General features: G+C 40.7%; 16 protein-coding genes. 9 read left to right on the top strand and 7 right to left on the bottom strand.

Annotated elements, in window-relative coordinates:
- Positions 1–13: 13 nt before the first annotated feature.
- Together JJN12_RS11215 and JJN12_RS11210 are read left to right on the top strand one after the other, a co-directional pair.
- On the top strand, positions 14–598 hold the full coding sequence (locus tag JJN12_RS11215) for an LptM family lipoprotein (RefSeq protein ID WP_208429768.1): 585 nt from the start codon (positions 14–16) through the stop codon (positions 596–598).
- A gap of 93 nt (positions 599–691) precedes the next feature.
- Complete coding sequence (locus JJN12_RS11210; RefSeq protein ID WP_208430391.1) at positions 692–1,384, top strand: 5'-methylthioadenosine/adenosylhomocysteine nucleosidase; 693 nt, start codon at positions 692–694, stop codon at positions 1,382–1,384.
- A gap of 102 nt (positions 1,385–1,486) precedes the next feature.
- Here the strand turns inward: JJN12_RS11210 and JJN12_RS11205 are convergent, their stop codons facing one another.
- The 6 genes from JJN12_RS11205 to glgB all read right to left on the bottom strand — a co-directional run bounded on the left by JJN12_RS11205 (position 1,487) and on the right by glgB (position 11,001).
- Entirely contained in the window at positions 1,487–1,756 is a 270-nt protein-coding gene (locus JJN12_RS11205) for a hypothetical protein (RefSeq protein ID WP_208429767.1), read from the bottom strand.
- Between the two features lie 6 nt (positions 1,757–1,762).
- On the bottom strand, positions 1,763–4,258 hold the full coding sequence (locus tag JJN12_RS11200) for a glycogen/starch/alpha-glucan phosphorylase (protein ID WP_328706803.1): 2,496 nt from the start codon (positions 4,256–4,258) through the stop codon (positions 1,763–1,765).
- 397 nt (positions 4,259–4,655) lie between these two features.
- On the bottom strand, positions 4,656–6,704 hold the full coding sequence (locus tag JJN12_RS11195; protein ID WP_328706802.1) for a glycogen synthase: 2,049 nt from the start codon (positions 6,702–6,704) through the stop codon (positions 4,656–4,658).
- A gap of 64 nt (positions 6,705–6,768) precedes the next feature.
- Complete coding sequence (gene glgD, locus JJN12_RS11190) at positions 6,769–7,887, bottom strand: glucose-1-phosphate adenylyltransferase subunit GlgD (RefSeq protein ID WP_208429766.1); 1,119 nt, start codon at positions 7,885–7,887, stop codon at positions 6,769–6,771.
- 21 nt (positions 7,888–7,908) lie between these two features.
- Positions 7,909–9,096: a glucose-1-phosphate adenylyltransferase gene (locus JJN12_RS11185; RefSeq protein WP_208429765.1), complete on the bottom strand. Its 1,188-nt coding sequence runs from the start codon at positions 9,094–9,096 to the stop codon at positions 7,909–7,911.
- Between the two features lie 21 nt (positions 9,097–9,117).
- Positions 9,118–11,001, bottom strand: coding sequence for a 1,4-alpha-glucan branching protein GlgB (gene glgB / locus JJN12_RS11180; RefSeq protein ID WP_208429764.1), 1,884 nt, complete (start codon positions 10,999–11,001; stop codon positions 9,118–9,120).
- Positions 11,002–11,472: 471 nt separating this feature from the next.
- Here glgB and dnaX point away from each other — a divergent pair, with 471 nt between their 5' ends.
- Together dnaX and JJN12_RS11170 are read left to right on the top strand one after the other, a co-directional pair.
- The gene (gene dnaX, locus JJN12_RS11175) at positions 11,473–13,044 is read left to right on the top strand and encodes a DNA polymerase III subunit gamma/tau (protein WP_208429763.1); all 1,572 of its coding nucleotides are present in this window, start codon (positions 11,473–11,475) and stop codon (positions 13,042–13,044) included.
- 73 nt (positions 13,045–13,117) lie between these two features.
- A complete protein-coding gene (locus tag JJN12_RS11170) occupies positions 13,118–13,606 on the top strand; it encodes a hypothetical protein (protein WP_208429762.1) in 489 nt (162 codons plus the stop codon).
- 442 nt (positions 13,607–14,048) lie between these two features.
- On the opposite strand, the gene JJN12_RS11165 is transcribed toward JJN12_RS11170, so the two are convergent.
- The gene (locus JJN12_RS11165; protein WP_208429761.1) at positions 14,049–15,296 is read right to left on the bottom strand and encodes an IS110 family RNA-guided transposase; all 1,248 of its coding nucleotides are present in this window, start codon (positions 15,294–15,296) and stop codon (positions 14,049–14,051) included.
- A 317-nt stretch (positions 15,297–15,613) separates the two neighbouring features.
- On the opposite strand from JJN12_RS11165, the gene JJN12_RS11160 reads away from it, so the two are divergent.
- The 5 genes from JJN12_RS11160 to JJN12_RS11140 all read left to right on the top strand — a co-directional run bounded on the left by JJN12_RS11160 (position 15,614) and on the right by JJN12_RS11140 (position 20,926).
- Positions 15,614–16,957, top strand: coding sequence for a DUF4885 family protein (locus JJN12_RS11160; protein WP_208429760.1), 1,344 nt, complete (start codon positions 15,614–15,616; stop codon positions 16,955–16,957).
- A 190-nt stretch (positions 16,958–17,147) separates the two neighbouring features.
- Positions 17,148–17,504 (top strand): YbaB/EbfC family nucleoid-associated protein, encoded by a 357-nt coding sequence (locus tag JJN12_RS11155; protein ID WP_208429759.1) that lies wholly within the window; start codon positions 17,148–17,150, stop codon positions 17,502–17,504.
- The gene (recR, locus tag JJN12_RS11150) at positions 17,505–18,104 is read left to right on the top strand and encodes a recombination mediator RecR (RefSeq protein ID WP_208429758.1); all 600 of its coding nucleotides are present in this window, start codon (positions 17,505–17,507) and stop codon (positions 18,102–18,104) included.
- Positions 18,105–18,453: 349 nt separating this feature from the next.
- Positions 18,454–19,557, top strand: coding sequence for a hypothetical protein (locus tag JJN12_RS11145; protein ID WP_208429757.1), 1,104 nt, complete (start codon positions 18,454–18,456; stop codon positions 19,555–19,557).
- 13 nt (positions 19,558–19,570) lie between these two features.
- The gene (locus JJN12_RS11140; protein WP_208429756.1) at positions 19,571–20,926 is read left to right on the top strand and encodes a DUF5711 family protein; all 1,356 of its coding nucleotides are present in this window, start codon (positions 19,571–19,573) and stop codon (positions 20,924–20,926) included.
- Positions 20,927–20,933: the final 7 nt, after the last annotated feature.

Here is a 20,933-nt window from a genome sequence, read left to right as displayed (position 1 = left end):
AAAAGGATGGCGTATGAAAAAATTATTAGTTTTAATTTGCTTAAGCCTGTCAATCAGCACCCTATGTGCTTGTGGCAGTAAAGGAATGCGTGGAGGAAAAAACGCAGAATTATCTAGTGAATTCACCCTTGAAGCAGGAAGTGTTGAAGGTGGCATAAAGCTGGATAATGTATTGTTTGCAAAAGAAGTGACCAAGGCAAAGGTTAGCTCTCTTTCTGCTGATAAAAACGGAGTGGCTCTTGGATTTTCACTGGACGAAGAAGAGACCGAAAAGCTTATTAACCTTTTTCAGGAGGCGGATATCTCAGGAGTTGAGGCTGACCAAAGCGAGTATAACTCAGCTGCCATGAGAGATAGTTATGGATATACGATTGACTTTGTAGACGGTACTGACAGGTTCTATATGGGTGTATCCAGGCTTACCTGCTTTACTACTGCCAAGGAGAACTATCTGGCTATAAGAGAGGAAGACGGAGGTACAAAGTTATACAGGATTGGGCTTTCAGATGATATAGTATCATTCTTAAATGATGTGGCTGCAAAGAACTACGACCCTTCTAAGGGAAGAACAGGCTGGTTTGACAAGGTGTTTAAATGATACAGGGATTGTATCATATAAAGCCCTGGGAGGTCATTCCCCGATGATGTGTAAATAGCAATCAAGTTATTTTGATAATAAGGAGACAAGATGATTACAGGTATAATAGGTGCTATGGAAGAAGAGGTAGCTAAGCTTAAGACTGAGATGACCAGGGTCATAGAGAGCAAGAAGGCAGGCATGAACTTCTTAAAGGGTAAGCTCTTTGACAAGGATGTGGTTGTAGTTAGAAGCGGTATAGGTAAGGTAAATGCAGCTATCTGTACCCAGATACTTGTAGATGACTTTAAGATAGACAGGGTAATCAACACCGGAGTTGCAGGAGGTCTCTACAATGAGCTTGAGGTTGGAGATATTGTAATATCAAGCGATGCCCTCTACCACGATTTTGATGTGACGGGCTTTGGCTACAAGGAAGGTGTGATACCTAGGATGGAGACATCTACCTTTACAGCGGATATGGAGCTTGCTGCCAAGGCTAAGGACATCTGTAACAAGGTAAATCCTGATATCAAATGCTTCATAGGCAGGGTAGTAAGCGGAGATGAATTTGTAAGCACTAATGAAAAGAAAACCTGGCTGGTAGATACATTTAACGGCTATTGTACAGAGATGGAAGGCTGTGGAATAGCTCATGCTGCATATCTTAACCACATACCTTTCATCATTGTGAGAGCAATCTCAGATAAGGCAGATGGCAGCGCCAAGGTAGACTATAGCGAATTTGAAATGAAGGCTATTGAGCATACAGTGAAGCTTATGAAGGAGCTTGTAAGGGAGATTTAATAGGAAATGTCATCAAAAACTTCTAATTAAACAAATAATAAAGAATCCTTTTATGCGCCACCACATATGGTGAATCCCGCAAAAAGGATTCTTTATTTTATCTTAGTCCTCTTCAATTACTTCAATCTCAAGGTAGTCAAAGTCAATTTCGTCTACAAAGTTATCCTTTGTGAATCTGGTTTTGCTGCTTTTCTTAAATTCACTAATATTTTTGTCCAGCCAAAGAGGCTTGCTAAGGTCATAGGCATAGCAAGCCTCATCTATTGCATGAAAGATTTTTTTAGTTCTGTTCAGGGAAGAATCACTGTTTTCAATTGTCATATTTTTAACTATCTTCCCTGCATCTATTATTTTTGCCCAAAGTCTAAACATTGTTACCTACTTTATAGGCTTGATTCCCCAGATTTCATCAGCATATTTCTTAATAGCTGTATCAGCTGCAAATCTACCCGCAGAGGCGATATTTACAAGGGATTTCTTAGCCCATTCTCTCTGATTCTTATAGTCGTTCAACATTTCATACCTTGCCCTGCAGTAGTCACCAAAATCAGCCAGACACATGTATGGGTCTGCAATTCCGTGGTCTCCTACCAGGAGGTAGCGGTGGATATCAGAGAAGTCGTTGCCGTTGATACCCTGTTTTAGGTAATCTACGGCTCTCTTAAGACGGTGGTTCTCCTCATAGTACTTATAAGGGTTGTAACCGTCACGCCACCTGTCCTCCACCTCTTTGTCTGTCATGCCGAAGATATATATATTATCCTTACCTACAGCCTCTGATATCTCCACATTTGCTCCGTCAAGAGTACCCAAGGTAATGGCACCATTTATCATAAGCTTCATATTACCGGTGCCGGAAGCCTCTTTACCTGCAAGGGATATCTGCTCAGATATATCACTGGCAGGCATAATCTGCTCGGCCATAGTTACCCTGTAGTTCTCAAGGAAAACCACCTGAAGTTTCTTGCTGATTACAGGATCCTTAGCTATCTCTTCTCCAAGGTCAACGATGAGCCTTATGATGGACTTAGCCCTGTCATAGCCCGGAGCAGCCTTTGCAGCAAAAAGATAGGTCTGTGGGACTATATCCAGGTTAGGATTGTCCTTTAAGTCAAGGTAAAGGGCGATAATCTGAAGTGCATTAAGAAGCTGTCTCTTATACTCATGCAAGCGCTTAACCTGAACATCAAATACCGAGTCAGGATTTAATTTAATGCCTGAATCGTGATATAAAAGCTCGGCAAAATCCTTTTTATTAGCAGCCTTAATCTCTGTAAGCTTGTCAAGGATAGCATTGTCATTGCTAAATGCAAGCAGCTTTATAAGTTCAGGACCATTCTTCTTATATGAACCGCCGATTGTCTTATCAAGAAGGGCAGCAAGTCTTGGATTTGACTGGCAGAGCCATCTTCTGTGGGCGATGCCGTTGGTAACATTGGTAAACTTCTCAGGGGTGTCATCATAAAAATCCTTAAATACAGACTTCTTAAGTATTTCAGAATGCAGCTCAGACACACCGTTTACACTATGTGAGCCTATGATGGAAAGATTAGCCATATGAACCAAGCCGCCTGATATAAGAGCCATATGGGCACACTTATTCCAGTCACCCGAGAATTTGTCAAAGATTCTCTTGCAATGCCTCTCATTAAGCTCGTGGATAATCTGATATATTCTAGGAAGGAGCCTCATCATCATATCCTCAGGCCATTTCTCAAGAGCCTCTGCAAGTACGGTATGATTGGTATAAGCAAGGGTCTTGGTTATGATGGCAAAAGCATCATCCCAGGAATAGTGATGCTCATCCATAAATATACGCATAAGCTCAGGAACTATCATGGCAGGATGGGTATCATTGATATGGATAGCCACCTTGTCCGCAAAATTATCAAGGGTTGGATAGTATTTCATATGGTCCGCAATTATATTCTGTGCAGAAGCAGACACAAGGAAATACTGCTGCTTCAAACGAAGCTCCTTGCCCTCATAGTGGCTGTCTCTAGGGTAGAGCACCTTGGATATAAGCTCAGCCTTGTTGTTGCCGAGGGTAGCCCTGGCATAATCACCCCTTGAGAAGGAATTCATATCAAAGGTATCTATATCACGGCTGCGCCATACTCTAAGCACACTTACGCCCTTGCTGTCAGCTCCTGATATCATCATATCATAAGGAACGGCTTCAACCTCTTCACAGTCCACCTGCTCGGTAACAAGTCCCTCATCCGTCCAGGTTTCATTGATCCGTCCGCCGAACTTTACTACGAAAGTCTTGTCTGTACGAGGCGAGAGCCATACTTCACCGCCCGGAAGCCATACATCAGGAAGCTCTATCTGCCAGCCTTCAACTATCTTCTGACGGAAGAGTCCATACTCGTAAAGAATGGAGAATCCGGTGGCAGGGTAGTTAAGAGAAGCAAGAGAGTCCATAAAGCAGGCAGCAAGCCTTCCAAGACCACCGTTGCCAAGTCCCGCATCAGGCTCCATCTCATAAAGCTCCTCTAAGTCGTAGCCGTGCTTTGCAAGTATCTTCTTGTATACATCAGTCAGACCTAAGTTGTAGAGATTGTTCTTAAGTGAACGCCCAACAAGAAACTCCATACAGAGATAATATACCCTCTTACCGCCGGACTTGTTGTTAGCCTGCTTAAATTCACGCTTTTTGGCAAGTAAGATATCCTTAACAGTAATTGCGGTTGCCTTATACACCTGATCCTTTGTAGCCTCATCAAATGAAGCTCCAAAATGTCTGGATAACTTATCTACAATCGCCTCTTCCACTTTTATGGCATTTGCAGAGGAAGCTGCCTTGGCTTTTGTCACAGGAGTAGCAACTTCTTTTTTAGTAGTACGTTTTTTATTGGTTTTATTAGACACAGTGACCTCATTTCTTAGGGACTATCCCTATGTATATTAATTCATAATACGCTAACCTTAATTATCACATAGATTTGGGATAAAAGCAAGTTTTTATGAAAAATCGTCACTTTTACCTGTCTTTAATATATTGGTATAAGTGTCAAAAGCATAATAATTCGATTGGGCTTGTTTGTAAGAGAATTTGTTATCTTTTGACACTTGTATCATGCAGTGTATACGGATAATATAAGCCTTATCAGAGGTGGTATGGCAAGCAAAACACCTCATCATACAGCTTACACTATATGAATAAGGTGTTTTGAAAGGAAGGCCTAAGCCTTTATACATCAAATTTTAATTGATCGGATATTTCCATAAATCGCTAAAAGGATATCCGCTCACCGGCATTAGCTTCTTATCTTCCTAAAAGCCAGCTATACATCTCATCATACTTATCAGCAGACTTAGCCCAGCTAAAGTCAATGGTAGAAATGTACTTACGAAGCTTGTCCCAGCCCTCAGGATTGTTGTAGTAGAGGTCGATTGCACGGTAGATAGCATTTGCCATGTCATCAGGATTGTAGTCAGCAAATGTGAAGCCGTTGCCTTCACCGTAGCTGCAGTCAACTATCGAATCCCTAAGACCGCCGGTTTCCCTTACGATAGGCACTGTACCGTAGCGGCAGGCTATCATCTGTGACAGGCCACAAGGCTCAGCCTTGCTAGGCATAAGGAACATATCAGCACCGGCATATACTTTTCTTGAAAGGTCTTTGTTGTATGTAATCATTGCTGATACCTTGCCGTTATACTGATTCTGCAGCCAGATGAAGTAGTCCTCATACTTTCTGTCGCCCTTACCGAGCACAACAAGCTGCACCTCGCAGTTTCTTACGATATTTTCCATAGCCTTGGTAATGAGGTCAAGTCCCTTATGTGCAACAAGCCTTGATATGATGGCTATTACAGGCACTCCTGCATCTTCCCTAAGCCCTGCAAGCCTCTGAAGTTCAAGCTTGTCCTGAACCTTACCGGAGAAATCAGTAGAAGTAAAGTTGTGGGCAATAGCTGTATCTGTAGCAGGATCATAGCCCTCTGCATCTATACCGTTAAGTATTCCTCTGGTCTTCCAGTTATTTTTCTTTATCATATCCTGAAGTCCGTGTGCAAAGGCAGGGTCTTCAAGCTCCTTAGCATAGGACTCGCTGACTGTTGTCACACAGTCACTTGTCTCAATCGCACCCTTTACAAGGTTTATACAGCCTTCATACTCTACATAAGCACCTGCTTCAGGTGGAAGGTCAAATACGGTAGGAAGTATCTTTAAGTCATACTGTCCCTGATATTCGATATTGTGTATGGTAAATATCAGCTTAATGTCATAGTGGTATTTACTGTTGTTGTATATAGGTATGAGGGCAGTCTGCCAGTCATTTGCATGAATGATGTCAGGCATAAAGTCTATGAAGTAGAAGCTGTCCATTACAGCCTTACAGAAGAAGGCGTATCTCTCACCATCATCGTAGAAGCCATAAAGTCCGTCACGGTGGAAGTAGTATTCGTTGTCGATGAAGTAGTAGGTCACGTTATCCTGCTTCAACTCAAAAAGCCCGCAGTAGAGATTTCTCCAGGAAAGGCCTACATTGTAGTTGCAGAGATACTTAGCAGAGTTCCTATACTGTTCACCGATATCACTGTAATAAGGCATCATAACTCTTACGTCATAGTCGCCTCTTGCAGCAAGTGCCTTTGGAAGACTTCCAAGAACTTCTCCGAGGCCGCCTGTGGCAGCAAATGGAAGAACCTCAGAGCCCACAAAAAGTATCTTCTTCTTTTCAGGAGCAGCCTTCTTTGACTTTTTAACTTCTTTGGTGATTTCTTTATTAATCATAGCAGCCACCTGTTCCACGTTATCCTTTGTTTCTTTTACCTCAGCTTTCTTACGGCCTCTCTTAGCAGGCTCTTTTGCTTCAGCCTTTTTACGGCCTCTTTTAGCAGGCTCTTTTACCTCTGTTTTAGAAGCAGTCTTAGCAGTTTTTCTGGTCTTTTTCTCTGCCTTAACTTCCGTGTCTTTGGCTTCTTTTTTAGCAGTCTTTTTATCAGCTTTCTTTGGTTCCTCTGTTTCTTTATCTTCAGCCTTTTTACGGCCTCTCTTAGCAGGCTTAGCGGTCTCCTCAGCCTTGTTGCGGCCTCTCCTTACAGGCTTATCGGTTTCCTCAGCTTTTTTGCGTCCTCTCTTTACAGGCTTAACATCTTCCAAAGCCTTGCTCTCTTTTACATCGGAAGCATTAACTTCTGCCACAGGCTTGGCATCCTTTACCGGAGCCTTTGTCTCCACCACCTTTAGTTCTGCCTTTTTCTCAGGCAATACCATTACCTCGGATTTCTCCTTAACCGCTTCCTTTACGGCAGCCTCAGCAGCCTTCTTGTCTGCTTCTTTATTCTTAAGCTTCTTTCCAGCCATATTGACCTCCCTTTATATATGGTTACAGAGCCCGAGAGAAAAACTATCGGACTCTTTAAGTTATTTAGAGTACGGAGTTCTTATCAATAAAGAACGGATGTCCCTCGCAGCCGCTTAAGTATCTTCCGCCACGAACCACTACACGCTTGTCCATAACAAGGTAGTCGATGGCTGAGTTTCTTTCGAGAACACAGTCCTGCATAACTATACTGTTGCGGATAACTGCACCCTGAGCTACACTTACATCTCTAAAAAGTATGGAATTCTCAACTATACCATCTATACGGCAGCCGTCTGCTATGATGGAATTCTTAACTCTCGCATTTGGACCGTACTTGGTAGGAGCGGAGTCCTTAACCTTGGTATACACAGGGTAGCTTGCACTGTGGAAGAGCTGCTGACGGGCGTCCCTGTCAAGAAGAGCCATATTAGCCTCAAAGTAACCGGCAAGTGTATCTATACAGGTAAGATGTCCTGTATATTCATAGCCCATTACCTTAAATTTCTCAAGACGAGGTGCAATTATATCCCTTGAAAGGCTTACTGTACCGTAAATAATAGAGTCACGCACAAGGTCCTTAAGCAGCTGACTGTTAAATACCCATACATTGAGGGAGAAATTCTTCTTGCCGCTTATGGATTTCTGAACCTTAAGGTCGGTGATTCTTCCCTCTGCATCTATTTCAAATATGCTGCTAGGACGCTCTATATTCCTTGTTGACTTGTTCTCTGCATATACGCCGGTTATATCCGCACCTGAACTCTTGTGGAATTCAAGAATCTTGTCAAAAGGAAGGTTACACACTATGTCACAGTCCGACATTATAAAGTAGTCCTCATCACAATGCTCTATGAAGGTAACTGAATTCTGAAGAGCCTCAAGCCTGTTGGTATAAAGCGGTCCACTGCTTGCCTCACCAAAAGGAGAAAGGATGATGACACCTTCATTCTTTCTTGCAAGATCCCAGTCCTTACCTGAGCCCACGTGTTTCATAAGACTCTGGTAGTTAGACTTGGTGATAACGCCTACCTTGGTTATGCCGGCATTTACCATATTGGAAAGTACAAAGTCAATCAGTCTGTATCTTCCACCAAACGGAACAGAAGCCATTGTACGGCCACTGGTCAGTTGTGAAACATTTTTATCATGAATATTTGAAAAAACTAAACCCGCTGTTGCCATATTAACCTCATTTCTTATCTTTTATTTAATATCTTCCTCAACCATAACTCCGGCTTCAACCTGTTTTCCTTCGCCAATCGTTATGTCCGCACCTACTACGGTAATATCCTTATCAGGGTCATTTTCACCTATAACTGCGTTATCACAGATATTGCAGTCTGCATCAAGTATGCTGTGGTTAATCTCCGCATTTTCTCCGATAACCACATTTGGCATAATCACGCTGTTTCTAATTACAGTGCCCTTTCCTACCTTGATACCTGAGAAAAGAACGGAGTTAATTACAGTACCTTCTATATCGCAACCCTCAGCTATGATGGAGTCAGATATCTTAGCATCATTACCGATGTACTGAGGATTGAGAGGGTTGTGGCGGTAAGATATCTTCCAGTCCGGATCAGAGAGGTCAAGCTCAGGTGCTTCACCGAGGAGGTCCATATTTGCCTCCCAGAGGGAGCGGATAGTACCTACATCCTTCCAGTAGCCCTTAAATGGATAAGCATAGAGCCCACGCCCATCTTCAATCATAGTAGGAATGATATTCTTACCGAAGTCGTTTGAGGACTTAGGATCCTCTTCATCGGCCTTAAGATAATTCACAAGGATGTCCTTGTTAAATATATATATACCCATGGAAGCCTTGGTACTCTTTGGTTTAGCAGGCTTCTCTGCAAATTCCACTATCTTGTCATTGTCATCTGTGGAAAGAATACCAAAACGCTTAGCCTCTTCAAGAGTTACCTCAAGTACGGCAATGGTTACGTCTGCACCTTTTGCTTTGTGGAACTCAAGCATCTTGTTGTAGTCCATCTTGTAGATATGGTCACCTGAAAGGATGATAACGTATTCAGGGTCATATCTCTCTATGAAGTTTATATTCTGATATATAGCATTTGCAGTTCCCTTATACCAGTCAGCTCCCCTGCTCTTCTGGTATGGTGGAAGGATGTGTACGCCGCCGTAGTTGCGGTCAAGATCCCATGGAGAACCGTTTCCTATATAGTCATTTAATTCCAAAGGCTGATACTGTGTAAGTACACCGACTGTGTCGATGTCCGAATTGATACAATTTGATAGTGGGAAGTCTATAATCCTATACTTACTTCCAAAATACACCGCCGGCTTGGCAACTTTTTTGGTAAGAGTATAAAGCCTGCTTCCCTGACCGCCTGCAAGCAGCATAGCAAGGCACTCTTTTTTTCTTAACATAGAAAAACCTCCTATTTATTATTATACGATTACAACCGCAGCTAAAGGTGGAACGGTAATGGAAATATAATTCTCTTTTCCATTTACCTCGCCCTTTTTGGCAGTCAGCTTACCTTCATTTAAGATACCGCTTCCGCCGTATTTAGCATCATCTGTATTAAAGACCTCTTTATAAGGCTTTTTCTTATCGACACCGATATAGTAGTTCTCTCTGGTTACAGGAGAGAAGTTGATTACAAATATGATTTCTCTGCCTGATTTAGCCCTTCTCTTGTAGGAAATGATATTGTGGTCTGCATCATCAGGATTAATCCACTCAAAGCCTGACCAGTCATCTTCGATTTCCCATAGAGCTTTGTGTTCGAGGTAGAAATGATTCGCATCCCTTACAAAGTCGTGAAGCTTGCGGTGGGATTCAAAGTCTAAGAGATTCCAGTCGAGCTCTTTAGTAAAGTTCCATTCATCAAACTCACCAAGCTCGCAGCCCATAAAGGTAAGCTTCTTTCCCGGATGACTAAGCATATACATAAGGAATCCCCTTAGGCCTGCAAACTTCTGGTTATAGTCCCCCGGCATCTTGTTTAGCAGGGAACCCTTTCCGTATACCACCTCATCATGTGAAATAGGAAGTATATAATTCTCGGAATAAGCATATATCATAGGGAAGGTCAGCTTCTGGTGCTCATATTTTCTGAAATAAGGGTCTGTTTTAATGTATGAGAGACTGTCATTCATCCAGCCCATATTCCACTTGTAGTGGAAGCCAAGACCTCCGCTTTCTGTAGGACGGGTAACAAGAGGCCAGGCAGTAGATTCCTCTGCTATCATGATAGTGCCTTCGCTCTTTGTAGCAATAGCGTGGTTTAATTTCTGTAAAAATGCTATGGCCTGAATATTCTCGTGTCCTCCGTTTTCGTTAGGGCACCACTGTCCGTCAGGTCTGTCATAATCCAGGTAGAGCATAGCAGCTACAGCGTCTACACGTATTCCGTCTATGTGGTACATCTTAGCAAACATCATTGCGCTTGATACGAGGAAGGACTGTACCTCAGCCTTGCCAAAATCAAATATAAGTGTGCCCCAGGCTTTGTGCTCACCCCTTAATGGATTAGGGTCTTCGTAAAGTGGAGTGCCGTCAAATCTTGCAAGGGCAAAATCGTCTTTTGGAAAATGTGCAGGCACCCAGTCGATAAGGACTCCAAGTCCTGCTTTATGTGCCTTATTTACAAAGTACATAAAGTCAGCAGGAACGCCGTATCTGGAGGTCACTGAAAAATATCCAGTTACCTGATATCCCCAGGAGGCAGGGAAAGGATATTCTGTGATAGGCATAAGCTCAAGATGTGTATATCCCATATCTTTTACATAAGGGATAAGTTCATCCGCCAAATCACGGTAATTAAGAGGATTGCCGTCTTCGTGCACCTTCCAGGAGCCTACGTGGACCTCGTATATATTCATAGGAGCAGGCTTAAATATATCTGCTCTTTTTTTAAGCCACACAGCATCAGACCACTTAAAACAGTCATCCATAAAATATACCTTGGAAGCAGTTTTGCCGTCAGTTTCACTGTGGAATGCATAAGGGTCTGCTTTGTAATGTGTTGAATAGTCCTGATGGGTGATTGCGTATTTGTATGCGCTGTATTCAGGCACATCAGGGATAAAGGCTTCCCATACTCCCTCAGCAATATGCTCACAAGGGGAAGCGGATTCGTTCCAGCCGTTAAAATCACCGACTACTGATACATTTCTGGCATTTGGAGCCCATACCCTAAAAACTACCCCATCTTTTTTTCTCTTGGTAGTTTTGTGGGCACCAAAATATTCATAGGCAAAGTAATTCTCGCCCTGCTTAAAAAGCTGTAGTTCTTTTGGAATTCTTTTGACTTTTGATTTGACCATACTTTGACCTTCCTTAGTTAATCTCAAACTATTCACCTTAGCGCCAGGCAGCGGTTAGAGAATGTATATAGATGTCACGGATGAAGTAGTTTGGAAGCTTTTTTAACAACCTATAAATCTATTAATAATGGTTGCAAAAAAGTGAATATACCTTTATAGTTATTATACTTATAAATTGGATTATTTACAAGGTTTTTATGCGTTTTATATAAAAAAATATAAACAAATTTTAAACTTTGTGTATAATAATTACAAGAATAAGGACAATATTAGAGTTTATACAAAATGGTTTGATGAATTATCGCGGTCAAATGCTGTATTTTAGGGTATTGTATTTTAAAATACAAGAATTATGGACAATAATCCTACGGCATTTTGCCTGTGAGAGAATTGATTGTTTTGATGAAGAAATTTTTAAAATAAAGGTTATAGAATATAAAAATAATTTTAGAGTTTAGACAGGAGGAAGAGATGTCGTACACTGCTTTATATAGAAAGTTCAGACCAAAGGGATTTGATGAGGTAAAGGGACAGGACCAGGTGGTGACTGTACTTAAAAACCAGATTAAGCACGACAAAATCGGGCATGCTTATATGTTCTCGGGAACCAGGGGAACGGGTAAGACCAGTGTGGCTAAGATATTTGCCAAGGCTGTAAACTGTGAAAATACAGTAGACGGAAGCCCTTGTGGAGTCTGTGATACCTGTAAGAAGATAGGAGAGGGAAGGACTCTTGATGTAATAGAGATAGATGCCGCTACCAACAACGGTGTAGACAACATGCGTGAAGTCATAGAAGAGGTGAAATATTCCCCTACAGATACAAAGTACAAGGTTTATATCATAGATGAGGTACATATGCTATCAAGCGGAGCCTTTAACGCCCTGCTTAAAACCCTTGAAGAACCGCCTGAATACGCTATCTTTATATTGGCGACAACCGAGCCTCACAAGGTACTTCCAACCATCAAGTCAAGATGCCAGAAGTATGACTTTAGGAGGATATCGGTAGAAACAATATCTGAGAGGCTTAAGGAGCTGATGGATAAAGAGGGGAATACCTATGAAGAGGAGGCACTGAAGTTTATCGCAAGGAAGGGAGACGGCTCTATGCGTGATTCCCTCAGTCTCCTTGACCAGTGCCTTTCATTTTCATTTGATGAGACTCTCACCTATGACAAGGTCTTAGAGGTGCTTGGCTCAGTTGATACCGACCTTTTTAACAAGCTCTACATTGCCATAGTAAGGGGAGATGTGCCTACCTGTATGGATGTGGCAGAGGAAATATCTATGAGCGGTCTTGATATAGGCCAGTTTGCCCTTGATTTTACCTGGTATTTTAGGAATCTGCTCTTACTAAGGGTGTCAAAGTCGGCAGCGGGGAGGATAGAGATAAGCTCTGATAAGCTTGCAGAGCTTAAAGAGGTAGCAAAGATAGGTGAGGAAAATGATTTGTACAGGTACATAAGGATATTTTCCAAGCTATCCGCAGATATTAAGTACTCTACCTCAAAGAGGGCTGAGCTTGAAATCGCCCTTATCAAGCTGTGCAGACCGGAGATGGAGGAAGACAGGGAGAGCCTTATTGCAAGGATAAATAAGCTTGAAACCATAATTGAAAATGGAGATTTCACTGCACTAAAGAAGGTAGAGCTACCATCAGAAGCAGAGGAAGTTGTTGAAAATGAGCCTGAGGAGGCAGCAAAGGCACTTCCTGATGACATAAAGAAGATAGCGGCTTCATTTGGCAGCATTAGCAATGCAAAAGAGGTGGTTCAGCCGTTAAAGACTGTACTAAACAACGCAAGGCCTTATTATCAAGAAAGTGGCAACCTTCTTGTGCTTGCGGTAAATGAGCCATTTGACAAGGAATGGCTTGACAAAGAGGAAAACCTTGAGCTGATAAAGAAGCTGATTGCTGAAAAGCTTCATGTATCCGTGGAGATTAAGTGCAAATTCGAAAAAGAAGCCAAGCAGGTCGGCGATGTAAGGATGACAGGATTTGACAAGGTTGCCCCGGGATTATTGACATATGAGGATTAAGGGAGAGGTATTTCTTCTCTTAATACATTGAGAAATAACCTAACATTCTTTGCATCTGGAATAAGGAAATGTAATGGAAGATAGTGTAACTATAAATAGATTTGATAGCTTTGATGAAATGAAACAGAAATTAGGAGAAAAACCGCTTATTTTTTGCGAAGAAGAACAGAGTAGATACGCAATAATAAGTATAGGTGATTCTTTTGAATTTGGTATAGCTTATAATGTTTATGGTATAGATTTAATGTTTGAATTTGATGATATAAATAATGTCTGCTATATAGGAGCAGGGCAGAACCTATTGCTGATTGATATAGAAAACAAGGAGATATTATTTAATAAACTGCTATTTTCGCCTATACTGGATGTAATAGACATTGAGAATACTATTTATATAATATGTGATTTGGAATTAATTTGTTATAGTGATAAGAAAGAAAAATGGAAACTTGGATTTAGAGAATTGATTACAAATTATAAACTACTCGAAGATGATAGATTATGGCTTGATTGTGAAGGAGACGAATGGATTATAAATCTATCGGATGGAACTGTGGAGTAATATGGTCTTGGTGGTTATAACGTAAAACCGGCACTAATGTAGACTCTTCCTTTTTAGATAATAGACTTAGTCATAATACACAACAAATAATATATAACCCACAAAAGTTAAGGCGGTTTTTTATTAACATTTAAAAATAGCGAATGTGAAATTATAAATTTTTAATTAATTATCTTAATTTTTATAGAAAATATCCGATATAATGAATGATAGGTTAATTTGACCTATAAACAAAATTTATTTTAAGAAAGTGAGGGCTATTTATGAAAGCAATTATGTCACTAAAGAAAGTAGACTACACTTATGATATAACTTCTGACTGGAATTTTAGGTAGGTGAAAAGATTGAAAATGAAAAGTAGAGGGTATCCATTCCCTTAATCGCATGACAAACAAGCCATCTTTCGGTGGCTGCTTTAAAAATTGAATATTAAAAGTTAAGGCTATGCAGTTGCTGACTTGATTTTATAACCTTGATTTCTTGCGATGATAATTGCCTGTTCTACCGTGATTTCCCGGTCAACAGGAGGCAAATCGGATTGTCGATAAAGTTCCGCATTATAGGTTTCACCATTCTTCAGCATATGATATAATGCAGTCAGAAGCATTCTTGCAATGGCAATGATTGCTTTCTTGTGACCGCGACGCTTTTTGAGACGGAGATAGCGGTTGCGAATTTCCGGATGCTTTTTGCTGGTAACAACAGCATTTGCACACTGGACCAGTAAAGGTTTGATATAGCATCCGGCCTTGGAAACCCGGACAGATTTTTTCTTCCCTGCACTTTCATTGTTGGTCGGAGTAAGACCGGCCCATGAGCATAAGTGTTTCGCCGAAGGAAAAGCCTCCATGTTGGTACCGATTTCGGAAATGATTCCGATGGCAGTAAAGTCGCTACGGATACCGGGAGCGGTTTGGAGAATGGCAAGTTCCTGCTGATAGGGAGCGGCGAGCGCAAGAATGAGTTCTTCAAGCTCTGCTTTCCGGGATTCCAAGCTTTCATAATGAGCTTTGATTACCTTAAGTTTGCCGGCTTGTTCCGGAGTGATATAACCGTCAATAGCGTCACGGAGTTCAGGAAGTTTCTTTTTCAAACTTTTGTAAACAAGGGGTTCAAGGTCAAAAGAGGTATCTGCGGGATTTTCCAAAAGTTTATCCAGTATCGCCTGAGCAGATTTGCCGAAGGTGTCCGAAACAACGTTTCCCAACTGGATATTGGAAACCGTGAGACAGTTCTGCAAACGATTCTTTTCGTTTGATTGAAAGCAGGTCAGTTTGAAACGGTAACGCATAAGGTCACGGAGCTGACGGATGTCAGCGGGCGGCATAAAGCTACCGGCAACAAGATCATGCTTGAACAGGTCAGCAATCCATTTGGCATCTTTCTTGTCAGTTTTCTTTCCACGGATAGCCTTAACATATTTGGGATGAGCAAGGACAATCGAACAGTCATTTTCTAAGATATTATAAACAGGAATCCAATATTTACCGGTGGATTCCATACAGACATCCTTGCAATTCCGTTTGAGTAGCCATTGTAACAAAGTTTTCAGACCGCTCGTGTAGGTAGAAAACCGGTGGCTCTCATAAGAAGTGACACCTTTATCGTTCGTAGAAGCGATACAGGCAACTACAAAAGTTTTGTGGACATCAATACCACAACAGATTTTGTACACGATTTTTAAAGCCATAGGGACTCCTTTCAGAATCAGAAGATTCATTAGAGATTATAGGGAGAGACGGCATTGACTGAACGCCTAAGCCATAAACGAGATTGTTTATACAAAGATAAGATTACGTGTTCAACGACACACTTATTTGTGCTTGAAAAGGCGTACTACACATATAAATATGCGGTCATCCGGCAAGCCGGACAGCCCACTCACCTCCCCGTGATTTGTAGTATACCGAGTTCCCTACAAGAAGAATTATAAATAAAAAATAGGCTCAAGGAAACATTTTCATAACGTTTTGTGCCTTGAGCAAAGCGAAAGGAATGGAAATAAATATGGATATTACAAGGACTACTATGCCTAATGCTGGTAGTCCTTCCTATCAATTGGAAGGGCGAACAGCTAAAAATTTATATAAGGGACCGTCAGGAGAATTAGCTGATAAAATTGATAAGGTTTACGAAAGAGAAAATCGTATAAATAAGTCATTTGCTAACCCAAAAGAACATATAGAAAGAAAATACTTTGACCCAACCTATTCTCATTATAAGGTTTTAGATGGAGATCTTCTTTCAGCAAATCGTATGGATGCATATGATAATGAGATGAGAGTTTTGAATGGAGGTAGACCTTATGTTTATTCTGTTATAGACTATGCATACCGTGGCTATGAAGCGCCTAGTATTAATGGAGAGATAGAGAGCTTTAGGAGTGTCATTCATGACAGGCTTAATATGGACTTTCAGGTATCTAAACTCTTCGAAGAAAATGACATTAACATACCGAGTGGGGCTTCTCTTACTTTTAGAAGTGATTTATATACAAATAGAATTTCTGTTTTAGGCGAGATAGACGACAACTTAAAACAAAGGATAGAGAATGTTTTGAATCAAGGCAATAATGCTGATAAATTATCAACACATATTGGTTATTCGGCTTCATCCCTTGGAAAGTCTGAACAGTATAGTCTTGAAAAGAGCAGACTTTGGAATTTAGCCGGTAAAATTTACAAATATACCGGATATGATATGCGGGATTTGGAAGCAAGAGACGGCAGCTTTTTTACAAAGGAAGGAGAAGATGTTTTAGAAAAGGTTGAAGATGGTGTGAGAAATGCAACAACAGACAATACCCCTACCGAGCAGAGAGCAGCATTAGGTATGTTGCGTTCAAACATAAAATATTTTTCAGAAAAGGGCATTTATAAAGAAAATGCTTTTACCGATATTGAGTTTAAGGATGGTCATCTCCTTGATGTACGCCAGAAATATAAATACGGAGTAGGGCAAAACGGCTGGATACACGATATGGCAAAAGAAAAAGGGGTGGATGATTATGAGCTTTCTAAGGATGGAATCAAGCTCCTCTCTAAAGGAGAGCCTTTTATTGTACCTTCTAGGAAAATTGCAGCCTACCAAAAGACACGCAAAGAAGATGATTTACCTCTACACAGAGTTATAAAGAAGGCTCTTGATGAGTTTTTTGATAAAATTAAGCTTGATATACCTACGGGTACAAACCTTAAGATTTTTTATGATAAAATGCCACATAAACTATTTGTATATGGCATACAAAGTGGGGTGATTTCTGATATGGTAAATTCATCTATCAATCAGAATAAAGAATTGCTGGATTTGTTTTCACAGTTGTCTATGGTTAATTTTTCTAAAAAAATATAACCTGCCATAATAAGGAAAGCCCGAAGAGATTCGTGGCTTTCCTTTTCTAAATACCTAGAAAATTTACTTCCCCCGGGATTATTGACATATGAGGATTAAATGAGATAAACTATAGTATATGCCTAACTGGGCTTAAAGGGAAATATCTTCCCTTAATAAGAAGAATAGTGATAAGAAAGGAATAAACAAAATGGGAAAAAAAGGTGGATTTCCGGGTGGTGGAATACCGGGAGGAATGGGAAATATAATGAAGCAGGCTCAGCGCATGCAGAGACAGATGGAAGAAAAGCAGAAAGAAATGGAGACTAAGGAGTTCGAGGGAACTGCAGGCGGAGGTGTCGTTACAGTGAGATTAAACGGCAAGAGAGAAGTACTTGGAGTTACGCTTGCAGAGGAAGTTGTTGACCCTGATGATATCGAAACCTTAGAAGACCTTGTTGCGGCAGCAGTAGGAGAAGCTCTCCGCAAGGTTGAGGAGGCAAGCAGTGCTTCTATGGATCAGATTACAGGTGGACTTGGCGGCTTCGGCGGAGGATTTCCTTTCTAAATGGAATACTATGGAAAACAGGTTAATAAGTTAGTTGAAGAACTTGCAAAACTCCCCGGGATAGGGCCAAAGACAGCAGGAAGGCTTGCATTTCATATCATAGGCCTGCCAAAAGAAAATGTAGAGGCCTTGGCGGGAGCAATAAGCACAGCCAGAGAAAATGTCTGCTATTGTAAGGAATGCCTTACGCTGTCAGACTCTCCTATCTGCCCTATCTGTGCAGATAAAGAGAGGAACCACAATATGATAATGGTGGTTGAAAATGTAAGGGACTTGGCTGCTTATGAAAAAACAAAAAAATATGACGGAGTTTACCATGTCTTACATGGTGTGATTTCTCCGCTCTTAGGTATAGGTCCTGCTGATATCAAGTTAAAGGAACTTATGGTAAGGCTTCAAAACAATGACGTGGAAGAAGTAATAATCGCTACCGGCTCAAGCCTTGAAGGTGAGACTACCGCTATGTATATAAGCAAATTGATTAAACCAACGGGAATCAAGGTGACTAGGATAGCAAGCGGTGTGCCGGTAGGGGGAGACCTTGAAAATGTTGATGAAGTAACCCTGCTTCGTGCATTTGTCGGCAGAACAGAACTTTAAAAATAGCAGAGCTGCTGTACAAGTACAGCAGCTCTGCATTTAAATGAGAGGGGGAAGATGAAGTATTTCTTTGGGGAAAGTTTTCTTCATCTACAAGACAAAGTATATAGGTTAAATGTGTTTACTTTGTGTTCAAATTATTAAAAAAATAAGAAGTTTAATTAATATATATTTGACAAAGCCGTAAAAAAGAAAAAAAATCTTAAAAACCTTGTCTTTAAAAGACTGAGGTAGTGCCTTTATACAATTAATCTGATATACTTATGTATGTAAATCACGGCAAGAAGATCTATAACAGGGTGACATATACTTATGGCATCCACATCATATTATTATAAGGAGAAATGGTATGGCTAACAACATTCTTAATGAGGGCAGAGATACTCTGCTAAAAATTTTCGATGAAGTAAAAGACCTTAACCAGAATGAACTTAGGGAAAAAGAATTGGTTGCGGCAGAGGACAGCACAGAAAGGGCGCTTGCCGATAAAGAAAAGGCTATAGCGAGGGAAATAGCTGATACAACCAAGAAAAGACGTGATGAGATAATAAAAACCTTTGATACCGAAGAAGATAAACTTAACAGCTTATTAAAGAGAACCAGCCAAAAGCGTGAAAAATACAGAGACGGTAAGGTGTCAGAGCGAATAAGTGCGGAAACAGCCGAATTCTACGAAGCAAATGAGCAGATTAAGGCAGAGACAAAAAAGCTGTATAAGCAGAACAAGACACCGGGTTTCTTTAACTCAGGGATATTTTATACCTTGTTTACGCCGGGGAGCCTTGGAGACTTTTTGTGCTGTCTTCTTACCTTCGTATTTTTCTTTGCAGTTATACCCGCTCTTATCTGGTATTTCCTTCCAAAGCCTGTAACCACGGCTACCATAGGACTTATCTATGTGGCTTGTATACTGGTATTCGGCGGTATATATATGATTATCTTTAGGACTGCAGGCACAAAATACAGAGAAACAATCGCTGCAGGCAAGAATGCAAGACACAAAATAAGAAACAACCTAAAGGTAATTGCCAAAATAAATAAAAGCATAAGAAAAGATAAGGATGATACCCAGTACGGTCTTGAAGACTACAATGCACAGATTGACGATATAAAGCTTCAGCTTGACGACCTTGCCGCAAAGAGAGTAGAGGCACTCAAGGTATTTGATGAGAGCACTAAGCAGGCTGTAACCGATGAAATAAAAAATACACACCAGGCTGAGATAGATGCATATAAGAGCAGGCTTTCAGGTGTTATAACCGATTTGTCGGGAATAAGAGACTACATAAAGCAAAGAAGACTCTACATTGCAGAAAACTATGAAGTATTCTTAGGCAAGGAATATGTAGATGCCGATAAGCTTAAGAACCTTGTTGATATAAGTGAGAAGAATCCTAACGCTACCATAGCGGAGGTAATTGAGCTAAGTAAGCAGCCGGTATCCGAGAATTGAAAGGCAGTGAATAATGTCCGATTATAAAGAGAATGAAAATGATTTAACTAATGACAGGGATTTGAATGAAAATAACATGACCATATTTTTGTCATCTCCTGAGGATGAGGACTTTGAGCCTGACGAGGAGCAGACATCATCAGGCGGTAAAATAAGGATAGCCATATTAATCTTAATTCTTGTGGCAGTTGCAGGCTTTGCCGCAAAGAGTCTGTTCTTTAGCAAAAAATTATATAAGAGTTATGAGGTTTCTGCCCAGTCAGCAAAAACTCTGCCTGAGGATGCGGGCTATGCCACTGATTATGGCAAACTGCTCTCTTACAATAGCGAAGGGATATCCATTTATAATGAAAAAGCTGAAATAGAGTGGAATGCTGCCTTAAATATGACAAATCCAAAGATTACAGTTAACAGTGGTTATGCTGTGGTTGCCGACATTGGCGGAAGAAATATCCTTGTAGTTAATCATAAGTCTGTGCCTGCGGCTCAGGTAAGTCTTACTATGCTTAATGACATACTTCTTACCGACATATCGGAGCAGGGAGAGATTGCGGTGCTTATGCAGGATGAAAAGGGTTATGACATCCAGTTAATCAATCCCTTTGATAAGAATAACAGTCTTAAAGCTGAGATAAAGACCTATTCAAAGGATGATGGATATGCGCTTTCCCTTGCTATGTCAAAGGATGGCTCTAAGCTGGTAACTGAATATGTAAAAACCGAGAACAATGAAATAAAGTCTACCCTCACCTTTTATAACTTTGACAAGGTCGGTGAAAATTCGAATGCGGACAGAATAGTGGGAGTCTTTCCTTTTGAAGATACCATCTTTCCTAAGCTAAAATTTGCTGACAACAATACAGTCTGCGCTTATGGCGACAACAAGATAGTGTGTTTTGCAGCCAAAAAAGAACCTGAAATCCTTTGGGAGAAGAAGGTGGCAGGGAAGATTGAAAGGATAGCGGAGGATAAGAACGGATTTGCCATTCTGGTAGATGAAAGTGCTCTTTTACAGGCAAATACAGGCGGAGTGGCAAGTGATTCTGCTATAGAAGATGACTACATAGACAGTGATTATCTTACGGGAGAAGCAGATAGCAATAGTAAAATAGTACTGTATTCAATGCATTACAGCGGAGGAAGAGTTTATAGTAATGAAGTGGATATCAATCCAAAGGGAATGAGCTATAATGACGGTGAGATAGTGATCTACTCTGATACTAACTGCATAATCTTTGACAGTAACGGAAATATAAAATTTAAGAACAAGTTTAATGACGGAATAACAAGCTTTACTCAGGCAGGCGTCAGAACCAGGTATTATGCCATTGTAGGGAAGAAGCTTAAGGTTATGAGACTTAGTGAATAGGATGGAG

The sequence above is a fragment of the Catonella massiliensis genome (genome assembly GCF_016651435.1).
GTDB lineage: Bacteria > Bacillota > Clostridia > Lachnospirales > Lachnospiraceae > Catonella > Catonella massiliensis.
Note: the sequence above shows the minus strand (reverse complement) of the source record. Positions and strands in the feature narration are given on the sequence as shown.

Coding starts and splice junctions, on each gene's coding strand:
- JJN12_RS11215 (WP_208429768.1), top strand. CDS start 14: ATGAAAAAATTATTAGTTTTAATTTGCTTAAGCCTGTCAATCAGCACC.
- JJN12_RS11205 (WP_208429767.1), bottom strand. CDS start 1,756: ATGTTTAGACTTTGGGCAAAAATAATAGATGCAGGGAAGATAGTTAAA.
- JJN12_RS11195 (WP_328706802.1), bottom strand. CDS start 6,704: ATGGCTGGAAAGAAGCTTAAGAATAAAGAAGCAGACAAGAAGGCTGCT.
- glgD (WP_208429766.1), bottom strand. CDS start 7,887: ATGGCAACAGCGGGTTTAGTTTTTTCAAATATTCATGATAAAAATGTT.
- JJN12_RS11185 (WP_208429765.1), bottom strand. CDS start 9,096: ATGTTAAGAAAAAAAGAGTGCCTTGCTATGCTGCTTGCAGGCGGTCAG.
- glgB (WP_208429764.1), bottom strand. CDS start 11,001: ATGGTCAAATCAAAAGTCAAAAGAATTCCAAAAGAACTACAGCTTTTT.
- dnaX (WP_208429763.1), top strand. CDS start 11,473: ATGTCGTACACTGCTTTATATAGAAAGTTCAGACCAAAGGGATTTGAT.
- JJN12_RS11170 (WP_208429762.1), top strand. CDS start 13,118: ATGGAAGATAGTGTAACTATAAATAGATTTGATAGCTTTGATGAAATG.
- JJN12_RS11165 (WP_208429761.1), bottom strand. CDS start 15,296: ATGGCTTTAAAAATCGTGTACAAAATCTGTTGTGGTATTGATGTCCAC.
- JJN12_RS11160 (WP_208429760.1), top strand. CDS start 15,614: ATGGATATTACAAGGACTACTATGCCTAATGCTGGTAGTCCTTCCTAT.
- JJN12_RS11155 (WP_208429759.1), top strand. CDS start 17,148: ATGGGAAAAAAAGGTGGATTTCCGGGTGGTGGAATACCGGGAGGAATG.
- recR (WP_208429758.1), top strand. CDS start 17,505: ATGGAATACTATGGAAAACAGGTTAATAAGTTAGTTGAAGAACTTGCA.
- JJN12_RS11145 (WP_208429757.1), top strand. CDS start 18,454: ATGGCTAACAACATTCTTAATGAGGGCAGAGATACTCTGCTAAAAATT.
- JJN12_RS11140 (WP_208429756.1), top strand. CDS start 19,571: ATGTCCGATTATAAAGAGAATGAAAATGATTTAACTAATGACAGGGAT.